A 16,420-nucleotide genomic window follows, 5' to 3' on the forward strand; every position below is an offset into this window, starting at 1 on the left:
GATAAAATATTTGTGAAAACAATTTTGTTAGGGTAATCTAACATTTTATATTTGTCGTATCTAATTTGAAATTAACTCCATGTTTATGAGCTATAAGTACCTGCTTCTTTTATTTTTTGGTCTGTTGTCAACTGCATCATTTGGACAAAAATATTTGCTCAGTGGCAAAGTTGTTTTCCAGAATGAGCCGGTAGAATTTGCTAATGTATTCGTGAAAGGATTGGGAATAGGAGCAGTAACCGATGCAAATGGAGGTTTTGAAATTGCAATAACAAAAACAGGAACATTCACTATTCAGGCTTCGATGGTAGGATTTCAAACTGCCCAACAAGTTGTGAAAGTACCGAATGAGAATTCGACAGCATTGGTTTTTACACTTCAGGAAATGGATGGGGGACTGGATGAAGTAGTAGTCAGTGGTACCATGCAGGAAGTGTCCAAATTGGATAGTCCAGTTCCAGTAGAAGTTTATTCTGCCAACTTTTTTCGGGCTAATCCAACGCCATCAATTTTTGAATCCTTACAAAATGTGAACGGTGTACGTCCTCAGATCAACTGTAATGTCTGCAATACCGGCGATATTCATATCAATGGTTTGGAAGGACCGTACACTATGGTGCTCATCGATGGGATGCCAATTGTTAGTGGCTTGGCAACAGTTTATGGTTTGACTGGAATTCCTCAAGCACTGATCGACAGAGTAGAAGTAGTGAAAGGTCCAGCCTCCACACTTTATGGCTCGGAAGCTGTAGGTGGATTGATCAATGTGATCACTAAAAAGCCAGAATCAGCCCCTCTGGTGTCTACAGACTTCTTTGCAACTGGGTGGGGAGAGATGAACTTGGATTTAGGTTTGCGATCTAATTGGGGTAAAAATGTACAGTCTCTTACTGGTATAAATGCTTTTTATTACGATAATCCGATTGACAATAATGGCGATGGATTTACAGATGTGACGCTTTCTAAGCGCATTTCATTTTTCCAAAAAATCAATGTGAAACGACCTGAAAACAGGGTATTCACTATGGCTGGCAGGTATGTATATGAAGATCGATGGGGTGGGGAGATGAACTGGACTAGTGCAGACCGCGGTGGAGATGAAGTGTACGGTGAGAGTATCTATACCAGTCGCTGGGAGACTTTTGGTACCTGGCAATTACCTACCACGGAAACGATGAATTTTCAGTTTTCTTTGAATGGTCATAACCAAAACTCAGTTTATGGAACGACCATTTATACTGCAGAGCAATACATAGGTTTCGGTCAGTTGACTTGGGCGAAATCAGTAGAGAAACATAGTCTATTGCTCGGTACAGCATATAGGTACACCTATTATGATGATAATACTTCGGCTACTTCTGACCTACTGACGGATAAAAACACCCCTTCAGTTATCCATTTGCCGGGAGTTTTTCTGCAAGATGAAATAAAACTGACTCCTAGTCAGAGCTTATTGCTTGGTGCCAGATACGATTATAATTCCATCCATGGTTCCATCTTTTCCCCTCGTGTGAATTACAAACTTTCATCAGCTGACAAGAACACGGTGTTTAGGCTATCTGCAGGAAATGGTTTCCGTGTAGCGAATGTGTTTACAGAAGATCATGCAGCGTTGACAGGAGCTCGGGAGGTCATTTTTACGGAGGAGTTGAAACCAGAGCAAAGTTGGAATGGGAATTTGAATTTGGTGAAGAAAATATATACTGATAAGGGCATTTTCATAGGTCTTGATGGTTCAGCTTTTTACACCTATTTCTCCAATCGGATTATTCCTGATTATGAAACGAATCCCAATCAAATCATTTATTCAAATTTAGAGGGTTCGGCAGTTTCAAAAGGAGTTTCTCTAAATATCGATGCTGCCTGGCCAAACGGATTTACAGTGACGGCTGGAGGAACGCTTATGGATGTGAGTATAGAAGAAGAGGGAGTCAAAACTCGTCAATTACTTACAGAGAGATTTTCGGGAGTCTGGTCTGTAGGGTATGAGTTTTTTCGCTTGGGATTGACAGTGGATTATACAGGAAATGTTTATAGCCCAATGCGACTTCCTTTATTGGGAGAGCTGGACGATAGACCTGCCTTCTCTCCTTGGTATAGCATTCAAAATATTCAGCTTACAAAGAAACTAGGGGATAGATGGGAGATCTATGGAGGAGTGAAAAATCTGTTGAATTTCACTCCCGCAGCAAATTCTATCGCTAGAGCTTTTGATCCTTTTGATCGGGGAGTAGACTTTGCTCCAGATGGTTCTGTGATTCCTACAGCTGGCAATCCTAATGCATTAACATTTGATCCGACCTACGTTTACGCTCCCAATCAGGGTATTAGAGGGTTCTTAGGATTGAGATTTACAATTTCAAATTGATGTAGGGGCGAAAAATCTTTCGCCCCTACACTTGAATTATTTACTAGATTTTTTCAGTGACAGAACCACATGTCATCATTTTGTCCCCGAAGTATGGATTTCTGATTTCTTCAGACAAACTAATCCAATTTGCTCCTTTGTTGCCATTTGCCATAGGGCAATGCTGAAGGAAAAGGTTTCCTGAAGCCAACTCGCTGCTTTTAGCCAATTCAATCATTTGCTCTGAAAGCTCATCAAATGCATCACGCTGAATTGCTGTGTCAGTTGTCCCAGCGATTTTCTGGACCTCTTCTTTCATAGAATTGTACTTTTCGTCAGTCAGAAGTGCTTCTAATTTTTTTGCTTCCTCACTTACTTTTTCACCATTAGTTTCTACCAAGGCATCTTTCAACCCAAAATAGGTATTGAAAATCTGTGTAGTTGACTCTTCTTTAAAAGAAATTATTGTTGCAGGAGTTGAGTCTAATTCATCAGAAGTAGCAGATGACATTTCCTGAGATGTCTCATTTTCCATGTGATCTTCATGAGTAGACTTGCTAGAGCAAGCCATAGATAGTGCTATTAAAACTGAGACTGCAATTGGTAATCTTAGATTTTTCATTGATTTAAGTTTTATTATTTGATTTATTTTTTTTGGGTTTTGTCATAAAGAATAAGGTGAATCCAGAACCTACTGCTGCTAATCCCGCTAGGGAAAATACCCGCAAAAGTAGGTTGTTGAAGTTATCTCTACCAGCGTAATCCATGGTGTGAAACATCCATAAGAAGTCAAACCAACGCCAGGCCCGGTGTCTTACTTTAGTGAATTCACCACTTTTCGCATCTACATAGGCGACTAGATTCTCTGAGTCATCGAAATGCACAGCCCAAACAGGTAGCGCTGAATCTCTATATTCGTGATGAGGTCCAGTTTCGGTGAGGTATTCCATTTCTCTGATTTGCAGATCATCTTTAATGTAGATTTGGGCAATTTCCCGCGCCTCGGTTTCAGAGATTTCCGAATGTAGAACTCCTGACTGTGCATCAAATAATTTGCTCTCATTCACCCAGAAATAAGGTTTATGATTAACAAATCTGAGTTCAAGGGAAGCTATCAAGAGCGTGGAATCCAGTTTTGATAGATCAATCAATTCAGTTGCATTTTCATGCATCATATGATCCGTTCGGAAATGATCTCCATGAATCTCATCGATATCCGTCCAGCTGAAATACAAACCGGAAATGGTCCAAAAGATGAATTGGATACCGATAAAAACGCCCAAGAACCGATGTATTCTCCTAGCGTAGAATTGATTGTTTTTTCTCATTTACTCTGCATTCACGACTTCGAAGCTGATTTTGGTTTTATCCCAAGCCATACTGATTGAAGTGGTTTTTGGGTCTTTTTCTTTCACTTCGAAAGTTAAAGCTTCTACTGTTTCTGACAAGGTTTCAGGCTTTACGGTGAATCGAATCACGTCTTTGCTCTGATCATAGTCGTCAGCAAGATGCATATCCCACACTTGGTTGACGATGACAGTCCACTCATTTTCCCCTGGGATGGTAAAGAAGCCATATTTTCCAATCTCGATTCGTTTTCCGTTGATCATTACCGGCTTGTCAATCTGAATTGAGGTGGCTTTATGCGCACCGGTCACCCATACTTCATTCATGCCAACTAGGCCACCGAAAACTTGCCTTCCTCGGACACTGGGTGAGGAATAATCAATGTGGATATGGTTTCCACCGACCATTGCCATAGCTGCTGTTCGAGGACTTTTGGAAGCCTCTGGTTTTGGAGTATGCATGGAATGGTCCATAGTGGTAGAATCCATGTTATTCATGTCATGATCAGATTGATCCGTTGATTTTTCAGAAGAGCAGGCTACTGCTGCCAAAACGCTGAGTGATAAAAGGTATTTTTTCATTTGTATTGGGTTGGAGTTTATGATTAGTTAAGTTGTTTTTTTAATAACTGTGCATTGAATGCCACAATTACGGTACTCATACTCATAAGCACCGCACCAATGGCTGGGCTGAGAATGATTCCTGCTCCGGCAAAAACGCCTGCAGCCAGTGGGACGGCGACGATATTATATCCGGCAGCCCACCATAAGTTTTGAATGATCTTTTTATAAGTAGCTGTACCGAAAAGGATGAGATTAGAAATATCCTGTGGATTGCTATTGACTAAGATAATGTCTGCCGTCTCTGCGGCTACATCAGTTCCTGAGCCTACAGCGATACCCACGTCTGCCTGAGCCAAAGCCGGAGCATCGTTCACGCCATCACCTGTCATGGCAACGAATTCACCTTTGTCCTGGAGATCCTTTATGATCTTTTGCTTGTCTTCGGGTAAAACTTCTGCGTAATAATCATCCAATCCCAACGATTTGCTGACTGCCTCCGCGACTTGTTTATTGTCACCTGTAGCCATAAGCACCTTGATTCCTTGTTTCTTCAGGGTATCTATGGCGTCTTGGGATTCGGGTCGAATCTTATCCGATAAGGCTAAATACCCAAGGATTTTACCATCCTTAAGCACAAACACCACCGTTTCTGACTCATCCTTGAAAGCTCCTTCCGGTTGCTCAAGATCTTTTTCCTTCAGCATTCCCGGACTTACAATGGAAATTTCATTTCCATTCAATTTAGCCTTTATTCCTTTCCCAGTGATATTTTGAAAATTCGTCGGTTCATCAAGTTTTAACTCCAATTCTTTGGCTTTGAGAAGTATTCCCGCAGCAATGGGGTGTTCAGAATTTCGCTCTAAGGACGCGGCAACTTGTAGCAGCTCATCCTTTGATAAACTTTCATCCAAACTTTCGTAGCGGGTCACGCCAAAATCTCCTTTGGTGAGCGTCCCAGTCTTATCGAATAGAATAGTGGTAATCTTTCTGGAATTTTCAAAGGCAGTTCGATTGCGGATCAGCAAACCTCGTTTTGCGCTTTCGGAAGTTGAAATAGCCACTACCAGAGGAACAGCCAAGCCCAAAGCATGTGGGCATGAAATAATCATGACCGTGACCATCCGCTCTAAAGAATACTCGAAGTCTTTGCCAAGCGAAAGCCAGACAATGAGGGTGATGATACCTGAACCCAAAGCAATATAGAAAAGCCAGCCCGCAGCCTTATTCGCCAGATCCTGAGTTTTGGATTTGCTATCTTGAGCGCCTTTGACCATTCCGATTACTTTGGAGAGGTAATTTTCTTCTCCGGTATGCTTCACTTCGATCTTAAGTGCGCCACTATCATTGACGGATCCACCGATCACTTCCTGACCTTTGGATTTGGACACAGGTTTGGATTCTCCGGTTAGCATGGATTCATTGACATGACTTTCGCCTTCAATGATTTTTCCGTCTGCAGGTATTTTCTCACCCGGTTTGACTAGGATGATATCTCCTCCTTTTAATTCTTCAACAGGAATTTCGGTGCCATTCCCGTTTTCATCGATTACTCTGGCTTCTGAGGGCATCATTTTAGCCAGTTCTTGAAGGGCATTGGAAGCACCCATGACTGACTTCATTTCAATCCAATGACCTAAAAGCATTATGTCGATCAAGCTGACAAGCTCCCAAAAAAAGATCTTTCCCCCTAAACCAAAAATCACTGCCGAGCTGTAAAAATAAGCGACGGAGATTGCTAAAGCGATTAAGGTCATCATTCCAGGTGCCTTCTTCTTGATTTCGTCCGCAAGACCTGTTAGAAAAGGCCAACCTCCATAAAAGAAAACCACGGTAGCCAGTGCAAATTGGATATAACGATCGCCGGTAAAAGTGAATTCATAGCCCAGCAGGTCCTGAATCATCGGGGCTAAAACAATAATAGGCAAGGTGATTACCAGCGAAACCCAAAACCGTTTCTTGAAATCGGCAATCATATGCTGATGATGGTTAGAATGATCCTGATGATCCTTTTTACCTTTCATTGAAGAATGATTGACTTGTTGGTCATTGGAATGATGTTGATGAGAAGAAGAATGATCCATACTTAGTTTATTTGCTTTGTGAAAAATTATCTATTAAAACCGGACTGTCAATCCTCCGCCTGCTCCAAAGCGATTGTCATAGCTTCCCATGACAGAGAAATTTCTCGAGAAAATATAACTGACCCCAGCTGCCCAAGTGGTTTCTCCCTTAAAGTCGGTGTTTTCGCCGGTTTCAGGTAGGGTATTGGTCCAGCCTAAATCCATTTGGTATTCATATACACCGAAAATTGAGGTACGTGGGAAAATCATGATTTCACGATTGATCCGGATTTCAGGTCGCAGCTTGTGATCTAGTCTAACATCAAGGTTAAAGAGGTAAGGAGTCAAGAAGCGAATACCCACAATAGCAGTAGTGCTGATTTCATCCAGGCTTTCAGGTATCTCATTTTCCATATTTACTCCCGCAAAAACCCTGAAATAATCATATAGGTAGCGCTCGTAAGTAAACTCCGCTTCCATATTCTGATTGTAGCCATATTCCATATTCAGATTAAATTGATTCCGAATATTCGAAGACATTAGGTTGATCTCAGTCATGTGCGAGGCGACCTCGGCAGTTCCCCAATTGTAAAAATGATTTCCTTCTTGGAGTAAATTCTTCAAGGGAAATCCTTTTAATCTTGGATCTCTCGGCGTATCGTAGGAGAACACCCGTGCCATTCCACCCATCATATGATAAAGCACATGGCAATGAAAGAACCAATCTCCAGATTCAGTTCCCTCAAACTCGATGGTAATTTTTTGCATCGGAGGGACATTTACGGTATGTTTTAGCGGGGAGTATTCTCCTTTGTCATTAATCACTCGGAAGAAATGGCCATGTAGGTGCATCGGGTGATGCATCATTGTGAGGTTGTTTAGTGTGATTCGAGTGACTTTTCCGCCTTCAATTTTAATCTTGTCTGCTTCAGCAAGCGGCACCCCGTTCATGCTCCAGATATATCGCCACATATTTCCCGTGAGATTTAGGAGTACTTCATTGACCGGGATATCTTCTCCGAAGTTGGTTTTCTCGGTTGATTTCAAGTAATCGTAATTGTATTCTGCAAACATGTCCATTCCTGGCATTTCTCCCCTCGAATCCTTCATTCCCATTTTCTGATCATTAGCCATAGACTTTTCCATACCTGCATCATGATTCATTTTGGAGTGATCCATCTGATTCATGCTACTGTCTGTCTTGGACATTTTCATTTCAGATTTGGACGCTGGTTCCATTTCCATTTTTGAATGATCCATCCCCGCATGATCCATTTTCATCCCTTCCATCTTTCCGTCCATTTTCATACCCCAGTTATCCATCATTTCCTGCGGCTTTTCCTCGGAAGGATTCAATTTCATAGCTGGTGCTCCCATTCGCATATTCATTTCTGCCATTTTCATCATCATCCCGATCTTATCAGGACGTGGCAACACTTCTGCTAAGATTGCATTTCCACTTCCAAGGTATGCTGAGGTAGTACCGGAACCATCTTGAGCCATAGCTCGGATTTCTACTTTTCCAGCAGGGGGAATAGTCACTATAAAATCATAAGTCTCAGCGATTGCAATGAAGGTTTTGTTTCGGGAAATAGGTTCTATATTCAAACCATCTGCAGAAACTAAAAGTGGATCCTCGTCTCCAAACGTCAACCAGAATTGCGAGGAGCCCGAACCGTTGATTATTCGAACCCGAACTTTTTCACCGGGCTTAAATTCGGGGTATTCGCTCGTGATTTGACCGTTATTTAAAAAAGCATTATAATAAATATCTGCGATGTCAGCTCCTTCCATGCGTTGTTTCCAGAAGTTGAGCTGGGCTCCAAGCCCACCTCTACCTATCACCATATTTAAAGGCGTTGCTGTACCTTTTTTGATGTTGTACCATTCATTTCCCCGTTTTAGATTTCGCAAGACGTTCATGGGTTTCTGCTCAGTCCAGTCCGAAAGAACAATGACTAGATCCGAGTCATATTCCAAAGTTTTTTCTTTAGGTTCAATGATTATAGAGCCATATACTCCGCTTTGCTCTTGCAGCATCGTATGCGAATGATACCAATAAGTACCCGATTGGATCAAAGGAAATTCATACTTCTGAGTTTCCCCTGGCATTATGGGAGGAGTGTTGAGGTAAGGAACTCCATCAAAGAAATTTGGCAGCAAGATCCCGTGCCAGTGCACAGAGGTCTCGACATCCATTTCGTTTTTGACGTAGATCACCGCGTATCCTCCTTCCTGAAAAGTCAGAGTAGGTCCGGGAATACCACCATTTACCGTCATTGCCGCAACCGGTTTTCCGGTTTTTGATACCATTTCCTGCTTTAGGGTAATCGTATAAACAGCTGTATCGCTAGGTATCTGTTCTGCTATTACAATCGTATGCACAAAGCACAACCACATAAGCAGCGTAATTTTTCTTAGTAATTTGTCTGTCTTAATGGTCATGGTTTTTTAGTCTTGGTTCTGTAATCTTTCAATCATCGCTTCCATCTGAGCGATTTCCTTTTTCTGAGCTTCGATGATGTCTATAGCTAATTGCTGTGCCTCCGGATCTTGTAAGTGTGCTTTTTGGCTGACCATGATGGCTGAGGAGTGATGTGGAATCATCGCTTTCATCCACTGTACATCAGCGATCAGCGTTTGATTTCTAAGCATGGTAAAAGTGGCTACGAAAATCACCAAGGCTGCAGTGATGATGATATAATTGGCTTTCTTGTTTTCGTACATTCCCCACATAAACAGCATCATGGAAACCGCCATAGGAGCGATCATCAAAATGGTCATATAAGTTCGGGTAGTACTAAGCATGACATGATCGAAAATGTCAGCATTTAAAAACATCACTCCATACATGATGACAAAAGAAACAGCCATCATCAATGCGAATTTTTGATAGGATTTGTTTTTCATGGTTTTGGGGTTTAGTTATTGGTTGTCAGTTCTCTGTTATCGGTTTTCAGTTGTCCGAGGACAGTCAGGCCATCTGCTCACTTCCTACTGTCCACTGCCTACTTTTATCTCAAAACCTTCGAGGTTAAAAAGAAACCTCAAAGGTTGACACTGCTCACTTCTATCTGCTCACTGCCAACTGTTAATGCTTATGTGCTGCAGAATTGGTTGCAGACATAGTGCCAGCAAAATCCATCACCGGCTGACCCTTCAGATAAGTCGTGGTTACTTCCCCGCAAGTCAGCATCGCTTTACCGTAATAAGGGTTGCGGATCTGTTCTGATTCACTTAGCCAATAGGCTCCTTTATTGTCAAAAGCCATTGGACAAAATTCCTTATACACCTTGTCTTTCGTCAACCCAAAGGTTTCTGTCAGATCCAAAAAAGCCTGGGAAAGGGGAGCAAAGTGTATTCGCTGTTTTGCGATATCAGTTTCCTTTGTTATCATTTCTGCAGCTTTTTCGACCTCAGTTCGGATCGACATCCACCGATCGTGAGCGGTGCCTTTGACCAAATTCATGTCCACTTTTGAAAGGCTACTTTTTAGTGAAGCCGCGGCTTTCTGAGTTGCCGCTGCGTCGTCGTTGACCAGACTGTTTTTTACTTTGAAATACTCCTCTGTCAACTGAGTCAATTGGGATTGAAAAGCCGTAGAAACTTCCAGGGTTTTTGTTTCCGGACGATTCATCATGCTGTAGCCTCCAGCCAATTGTGAAGCCGCGTCAATAGCAAATACGCCGTTGGTAACAATCTCCTCTCCAATCTCTAAACCTGACTCAACAGCATACATATCGCCCATTTTCGAACCTATAGTAATCTCTCGCATTTCAAAAGCAGGGTATTCGGAATTCGGAACTTTGACATAAACAATGGAACGCTTGCCCGACCAAAGTAAAGCAGTGCGAGGTATCGCAATCCCTGCATTTTGAGACTTCGTATTCGTTTTCACTTTTGCTGAGACAAACATCTCTGGCAGAAGCTTTCCACCAGGATTATTCATTTCTGCACGCAGGGAGACCGCTCGCGTATTCGGGTTCAAAATCGGATCGATATAAGTGACTTTCGCTTGATAGGTTTGACCGGGAATACCTGAAGCCGTGAATGAAATAGGATTGCCCACAGCTACCATCGATAAATCCGATTCGTAGGCATCGAGCATCACCCATATTTTATCCAGATCTACAATGTTGAAAAGCACTGTACCGGTATTGACATAATCACCCACGGCGATATTCCGCTGGGTCACGACACCGCTATGTTCGGCCAAAACATCAAATTCAGTTTTAGGCGTTCCGGAATTTTCTATAGTCGAGATTTGTGTCTCTGATAATTTCCAAAGCCTTAATTTCTCGCGTGCTGCTTGGTACAATTCTGGGAAAACTTGCCTCGTTTTAGCAGCTTCCAAAAGCTCTTTCTGAGCTGTAACCAACTCTGGCGAATAGACAGCCGCGAGACGCTGACCGGCTTTTACTTTTTCCCCCGTAAAACTCACAAAAAGCTTTTCAATTCTACCTGGAAATTTTGCTGTTACAGAGGTATTCTGGCGTTCATCAGCCTGAATTTTCCCAGTCAATAGCAACTCTCCACTATTATTCATCCCCCCAACAATGGAGGTCTGTACGTTTGCCAATGCAATTGCCTCGGGCGTCATCTCATGAACCATTGGATTGGTAGATTCAGAAGTTTTCGCAGTGGCTACAGGAATCAAATCCATTCCACAGATAGGACAATCTCCCGGTTCATTTAGTTTGATCTGTGGGTGCATAGAGCAGGTCCAGAGTTGATCGGCAAGGGATTCCACGTTGTGATTGTGTTCTGTATCGACAGTTTCTGGTGCAGAAGGACTGATAAGCCAGCCGATTGTGATTCCGAGGACAAACAGCAATCCTCCAAATAGATATAACTTTTTAGTTTTAGTTTCCATGTGATTACTTAGAATAGGGTTGAATCCCAGTAGCTGAAAGCATATCCAGCATGGCTAGGGAAGTGTATTGTCTGGTGATCGCCTTGATTTTTGAAAATTCGTAGTCTAAAATCAGTTGCTGTGCTCTGAGTACTTCTTCGAAATCTTCCCCATTAGTAGCGTAGGCAGTTAGTAATAGGCTGAGGTTTTGGTTTGCCAGCTCTAGTTGTTGTTCGAAGAGTCGGACTTTTCGATTTGCATCTTCGAGATCCCGGAAAGCTTTTGCCCAACCTATCTCCAGTTGATTTAGTGTATTTTCTTTGTTGAATTGTACCGCTTCCTGACGGAGTTCAGCTTCTTTGATCTTGGCAGTAGTCTTCTTTCTATAAATAGGCAAGGTCACCGTCACCATGGGCATAATCATATCTTTGCCACCCATAGACATGCCATCCTCAATTCTAGGCTGAAAGGGCATGTAATTCACCCCGGCACCGAGCATCGGTCTGCCATCCAGTTTTGCCATTTTCTTTTGAGATTCCAGTGCCAAAAGCTCTGCATCATACATCGCTAGCATGGGGTTATTTGCAGAGATGCTATCTAGAATGGCTTGTTTTTCCAGATTCATTAGAAATGGAATTAACGGTTCTGGATTGGAAAGCTGAGCTTCACGAGGGGAATTCATCAGTTTATTTAATTCTACCTGAAGCGGAATTTTATTTGCTTTAAGCAATTCCAACTCATTTTCCAATGTGTTGATTTGTAGTCGAATTCGTAGCACGTCTGTCATGCCCGGCCCAGTGGATCCCATAGCATCCGGAGATGCCATGGCAGAAGATTTTGTTTGGTTTGCCATGCCCTGAGATTGATTCCCCATGGTATTCATTCCTCCTGAACCTGCAGAAACGCTGGAGCTTGAAGAAGAAGCCATAGGAGCGGTACTTGGACTTGCAGATGATGTCGACGCACTTTCGAAGCGGATCAGGGCCATACGCTCGTATTTGCGAAGGATTTCCAGATTTTCTTCGGTGATTCGGATTTCATGTTCCAATTCTGCCAATGCATACCAAGTAGTTTTGACTCGGTAAAACAGGTTGTTTTTGGCATCCAGGAAAAGCTGATAGCGAGCCAATGCCATTTGATTGGCTTCTGACTCTTGAGCTTTCAGCATTCCAAACCAAGGAAACATCTGCATCAAGCGGATATCTGCCTGCTGATTTCCCATAAATCGCTCCATTGGTCGAAAGAAGAATCCAATTTGAAGCTCAGGATTGGGAAGGCTGACTTGATTACCAATTTCAGCTGCAGCCAAATATTCGTTGTAATAGGCTTTCAGCTCAGGATTATTTTCCGCCGCTTTGACCAAATATTCATCGAGATTTTGTGAAAGAGCAAAATGCCCAACACTCGCCCAGAGAATCACTAATGTGAATAGCTTTTTCATGCGTTCGTATTTTTTAATTTTCGCTCAGCCCACCAGCTGAAAAGTACTGGAACTAGGAATAAGGTGATCAACTCAATCGTCATTCCCCCAAAAGAAGGAATCGCCATAGGGATCATGATGTCAGATCCTCTTCCTGAGGAGAAAAGCACCGGAATCAATGCCAACAGGGTAGTGGCAGTGGTCATGAGACATGGCAAAACACGCCTGCTTCCCGCTTCCAAAACTGCTTCTCGAATTTCTTTAACTGTTTCAGGACTGTTGGATTCAAAGCTTTGCTTGAGATAGGAGGCTACTACAACTCCGTCGTCCGTAGCTATTCCGAACAGGGCAATAAAACCTACCCAAACAGCCACAGAGAGATTGTAGCTTTTCATTTGAAATAAGTCACGCATTTCAGTACCGAAGAAGGAGAAATTTAAGAACCAATCCTGTCCATATAACCAAAGCATCAGGAATCCTCCGGAAAAAGCCATTGCTATACCTGAAAACACAAATATTGTGGTAGAAACCGATTTGAACTGAAAGTATAAAATCAGGAAAATTGCTATCAGACAGAGCGGAACTACTATCGCTAAGCGTTGCTCTGCTCGTACCTGATTTTCGTAAGAACCTGAAAAGACGTAACGGACACCGGCAGGAACTATCAATTCACCTGAGTCTATCTTGCTTTTCAGGTAGCGTTGTGCATCTTCTACTACCGTAACTTCTGCAAAACCAGGCATTTTATCCAAAAGCACATAGCCCACCAGAAAACTGTTTTCCGCCCGAATCATATCTGGTCCAGGTCTATAGGTGATATTCGCCAATTGTCCAAGTGGAATATAATTGCCAAGTGGCGTAGGGACTTGGATGTTTTCTATTGCCGATGGATCATCACGGAATTCCCGGGCATAGCGGACCCGGATAGGGAATCGCTCTCTACCTTCTACAGTTGTGCTGACTTTCATTCCGCCAATAGCCGTTTCAATGAAATCCTGCACATCGACCACATTCATTCCATAGCGGGAAATTTGCTCCCGATCAATGTCAAGTTCGAGGTATGGCTTACCTACAATCCGATCTGCAAAGACAGCTTCTTTCTTGACTGATGGCACTTCCTTGAGGTATTGCTCCAGCTTCATCCCAAACTCTTCTATGGTTTGAAGATCAGGTCCATATACTTTGATTCCCATAGGAGCTCTCATGCCAGTTTGAAGCATGACCAGTCGAGTCTCGATTGGTTGAAGCTTAGGCGAGGAGGTTACTCCTGGAATATTGATGACCCCAATTATCTCTTCCCAGATATCGTCAGGAGAAGTGATTTCAGTTCGCCATTGACGAAAGTACTCACCGTCTTCGTCGGGAATCATAGTGGAAGGATTGATTTTACTTGGGGTGTTTAAACTAGGATCGTAAAATTCTCCCGACTGCAATTCATAAAATCCATCCTTATTTGTTTTAAAACGGAGGCGATTCCCATCTGCGTCTGTGGCATATTCTGATTTGTAGTTGATTGTATTTTCAAACATGGAAATAGGAGCAGGGTCAATGGCAGTCTCGGCCCGACCTGCTTTCCCTACAACCAAATCAACTTCAGGAATCGCTGTCACCAGCATATCTAATTGCGCAAGTACCTCTTTGTTCTCAGTGAGACCCGAATGCGGCATGGTAGTCGGCATCAACAGAAAAGAACCCTCATTCAGCGAAGGCATAAACTCCTTTCCTAACCCCGGAAAGTTATGCGTCATACTTGACCAGAATCCTGTCGCACGAAGATTCCAGCCGACTCGGTCTGCGGTGTTGGAGAAAACTCCAAATACCCGATCGAAACCCAACCAGACATTCATACCCAAAAGGAAAATGACTAAAGGCAGGATTAAAAATTTGCCCTTATTATTCAAACACCAAAGGAGAATCCTAGGATAGTAGTGAAGGAATATCGAGAAGGTTCCTAAGACCAACCCGATAATTAAAGCGATAAAGATGAAATTCGTCAAGAGGCTATTGGAAACACCAAGTGGGAGCCATTTGATGGTTAATAACCAGGAAATCGCAATCACTGTGATTCCAACGCGGATATAATCCTGATACTTTCCAACTCGCTCTGGATAATAATTGATGAGCAAATTAGCTACGCCAAATGCGAACAAAACCCAGCCAGCCCAAGCCCAAACTGTAAAAGCGATGATTGGGCCCAAAATCACCAAGGCAAAATTCAGATAAAGCCCTCTTTGCTTGCTAGCGCTTTTCAACGAGAAAATCCAATGAGAAAATGCCGGCATGATCAATAATGTGAAGATCAAGGCCGAAATCAATGCAAAGGATTTGGTGTACGCCAAAGGACCAAAGAGCTTTCCTTCTGCTGCCTGTAGCGTAAATACCGGTAGAAAACTGACGATGGTCGTACTTACTGCTGTAAGTATGGCAGAAGATACCTCTGATGTAGCCAAGTAAACCGTCTTCAACTTTGACTGTCCTGCAGGAGCATCTTCAAGATGGCGGAGGACATTCTCATTGAGAATAATTCCCAAATCCACCATGGTCCCAATCGCTATCGCAATTCCTGATAGTGCTACGATATTAGCATCTACTCCAAAGTATTTCATGAAAATGAAGCACATTAATACTGCCAACGGCAGAAGTGCAGAAATCAGGAATGAGGCTCGGAGATTTGATACCATTACCACGATTACGATAATGGTGATTAGAATTTGCAAAGAAATAGCTTCGTAGAGCGTACCCAAAGTCTCGAAAATCAATCCCGAACGGTCATAGAAAGGAACTATGGTCACTTTGGAAACTCGTCCATCAGCAAGTGTTTTTGATGGTAGACCTTCCGAAAGCTTTTCAATCTCTGCTTTTACACCTTCAATGACTGCCAATGGATTGTCTCCATAGCGTGCGATGACTACGCCACCAACAGCTTCGGCACCAGACTTATCCAGAATGCCGCCCATATTTCTGACTTGCGGACCAATATTTACCTTAGCGACATCCTTGATGCGAATTGGAACATTATCGGTGACTTTAACTACCGCCTGATCCAAATCGGAGAGTTCTTCTACATAACCTAGACCTCGGACGAAGTAGTCCACTTTATTTACCTCAATGGTATTGGCACTGACATCTAGATTACTTTTCCGGACAGCTTGCATCACATCCATCAGTGTGACACCATAGGCTTTTAGAGCCGTTGGATCCACATCTACCTGATATTCTTTCACATAGCCACCTACTGAAGCCACTTCGGAAACTCCTTCGACAGCAGTCAGCGAATATCGGACGTAATAATCCTGGATAGTTCGGAGTTCGTGAAGATCCCAACCACCGACTGGATTTCCATCTGCATCTCTACCTTCCAAGGTGTACCAAAATACCTGACCCAAAGCGGTGGCATCAGGTCCAAGTTTGGGCTGGACGTCCTCAGGTAGCAATCCTGCTGGAAGCGAGTTGAGTTTCTCCAAAACCCTGGATCTACTCCAATAGAATTCAGTATCCTCGTCGAAAATGATGTATATACTGGAAAAGCCAAAAGCAGAGCTACTCCGCACACTTTTCACGCCAGGTAATCCCAGCAGTGAAGTCGTCAGTGGATAGGTAATTTGGTCTTCCACGTCTTGTGGAGATCTCCCCATCCATTCAGTAAAGACGATTTGTTGATTTTCTCCGATATCTGGAATGGCATCCACGGGTACAGGGTCCCTTGGTAGAAATCCAGTGTCCCAGTTGAACGGAGCAGTCACTACTCCCCATGCTATGATCAACAGTAGCAGAAGTACGGTGACTAATTTATTTTCAAGAAAAAACTTGATGATTTTATTAAGCATAATC

At 42.9% G+C, this 16,420-nt stretch carries 10 protein-coding genes; 1 reads left to right on the top strand and 9 read right to left on the bottom strand.

The annotated features are described in order from the left end of the window. Window positions 1-85 precede the first annotated feature (85 nt). Entirely contained in the window at window positions 86-2,368 is a 2,283-nt protein-coding gene (locus tag ACPUEN_RS03810; protein WP_425638622.1) for a TonB-dependent receptor, read from the top strand. A gap of 43 nt (window positions 2,369-2,411) precedes the next feature. On the opposite strand, the gene ACPUEN_RS03815 is transcribed toward ACPUEN_RS03810, so the two are convergent. The 9 genes from ACPUEN_RS03815 to ACPUEN_RS03855 all read right to left on the bottom strand — a co-directional run bounded on the left by ACPUEN_RS03815 (window position 2,412) and on the right by ACPUEN_RS03855 (window position 16,416). Beyond that, the gene (locus ACPUEN_RS03815) at window positions 2,412-2,969 is read right to left on the bottom strand and encodes a DUF3347 domain-containing protein (RefSeq protein WP_425638624.1); all 558 of its coding nucleotides are present in this window, start codon (window positions 2,967-2,969) and stop codon (window positions 2,412-2,414) included. 4 nt (window positions 2,970-2,973) lie between these two features. Beyond that, window positions 2,974-3,675, bottom strand: coding sequence for a PepSY domain-containing protein (locus ACPUEN_RS03820; protein ID WP_425638625.1), 702 nt, complete (start codon window positions 3,673-3,675; stop codon window positions 2,974-2,976). Next, on the bottom strand, window positions 3,676-4,275 hold the full coding sequence (locus ACPUEN_RS03825; RefSeq protein WP_425638627.1) for a DUF2911 domain-containing protein: 600 nt from the start codon (window positions 4,273-4,275) through the stop codon (window positions 3,676-3,678). A gap of 23 nt (window positions 4,276-4,298) precedes the next feature. After that, window positions 4,299-6,278 (bottom strand): copper-translocating P-type ATPase, encoded by a 1,980-nt coding sequence (locus ACPUEN_RS03830; protein ID WP_425638628.1) that lies wholly within the window; start codon window positions 6,276-6,278, stop codon window positions 4,299-4,301. A 93-nt stretch (window positions 6,279-6,371) separates the two neighbouring features. Further along, the gene (locus tag ACPUEN_RS03835; protein WP_425638630.1) at window positions 6,372-8,762 is read right to left on the bottom strand and encodes a multicopper oxidase domain-containing protein; all 2,391 of its coding nucleotides are present in this window, start codon (window positions 8,760-8,762) and stop codon (window positions 6,372-6,374) included. A gap of 6 nt (window positions 8,763-8,768) precedes the next feature. Next, the gene (locus ACPUEN_RS03840; RefSeq protein ID WP_425638633.1) at window positions 8,769-9,227 is read right to left on the bottom strand and encodes a DUF305 domain-containing protein; all 459 of its coding nucleotides are present in this window, start codon (window positions 9,225-9,227) and stop codon (window positions 8,769-8,771) included. A 181-nt stretch (window positions 9,228-9,408) separates the two neighbouring features. Next, complete coding sequence (locus ACPUEN_RS03845) at window positions 9,409-11,190, bottom strand: efflux RND transporter periplasmic adaptor subunit (protein WP_425638636.1); 1,782 nt, start codon at window positions 11,188-11,190, stop codon at window positions 9,409-9,411. Window positions 11,191-11,194: 4 nt separating this feature from the next. Then, window positions 11,195-12,610: a TolC family protein gene (locus ACPUEN_RS03850; protein WP_425638637.1), complete on the bottom strand. Its 1,416-nt coding sequence runs from the start codon at window positions 12,608-12,610 to the stop codon at window positions 11,195-11,197. Beyond that, a complete protein-coding gene (locus tag ACPUEN_RS03855) occupies window positions 12,607-16,416 on the bottom strand; it encodes an efflux RND transporter permease subunit (RefSeq protein ID WP_425638639.1) in 3,810 nt (1,269 codons plus the stop codon). Before ACPUEN_RS03855 ends, ACPUEN_RS03850 begins: the two co-directional genes overlap by 4 nt. Window positions 16,417-16,420: the final 4 nt, after the last annotated feature.

The organism is Algoriphagus yeomjeoni (assembly GCF_049821175.1).
GTDB lineage: Bacteria > Bacteroidota > Bacteroidia > Cytophagales > Cyclobacteriaceae > Algoriphagus > Algoriphagus yeomjeoni_A.

Excerpts from the sequence above, each read along its gene's own strand:
- ACPUEN_RS03820 (WP_425638625.1), bottom strand. The coding sequence starts at position 3,675 with ATGAGAAAAAACAATCAATTCTACGCTAGGAGAATACATCGGTTCTTG.
- ACPUEN_RS03830 (WP_425638628.1), bottom strand. The coding sequence starts at position 6,278 with ATGAAAGGTAAAAAGGATCATCAGGATCATTCTAACCATCATCAGCAT.
- ACPUEN_RS03835 (WP_425638630.1), bottom strand. The coding sequence starts at position 8,762 with ATGACCATTAAGACAGACAAATTACTAAGAAAAATTACGCTGCTTATG.
- ACPUEN_RS03815 (WP_425638624.1), bottom strand. The coding sequence starts at position 2,969 with ATGAAAAATCTAAGATTACCAATTGCAGTCTCAGTTTTAATAGCACTA.
- ACPUEN_RS03840 (WP_425638633.1), bottom strand. The coding sequence starts at position 9,227 with ATGAAAAACAAATCCTATCAAAAATTCGCATTGATGATGGCTGTTTCT.
- ACPUEN_RS03850 (WP_425638637.1), bottom strand. The coding sequence starts at position 12,610 with ATGAAAAAGCTATTCACATTAGTGATTCTCTGGGCGAGTGTTGGGCAT.
- ACPUEN_RS03825 (WP_425638627.1), bottom strand. The coding sequence starts at position 4,275 with ATGAAAAAATACCTTTTATCACTCAGCGTTTTGGCAGCAGTAGCCTGC.
- ACPUEN_RS03855 (WP_425638639.1), bottom strand. The coding sequence starts at position 16,416 with ATGCTTAATAAAATCATCAAGTTTTTTCTTGAAAATAAATTAGTCACC.
- ACPUEN_RS03845 (WP_425638636.1), bottom strand. The coding sequence starts at position 11,190 with ATGGAAACTAAAACTAAAAAGTTATATCTATTTGGAGGATTGCTGTTT.
- ACPUEN_RS03810 (WP_425638622.1), top strand. The coding sequence starts at position 86 with ATGAGCTATAAGTACCTGCTTCTTTTATTTTTTGGTCTGTTGTCAACT.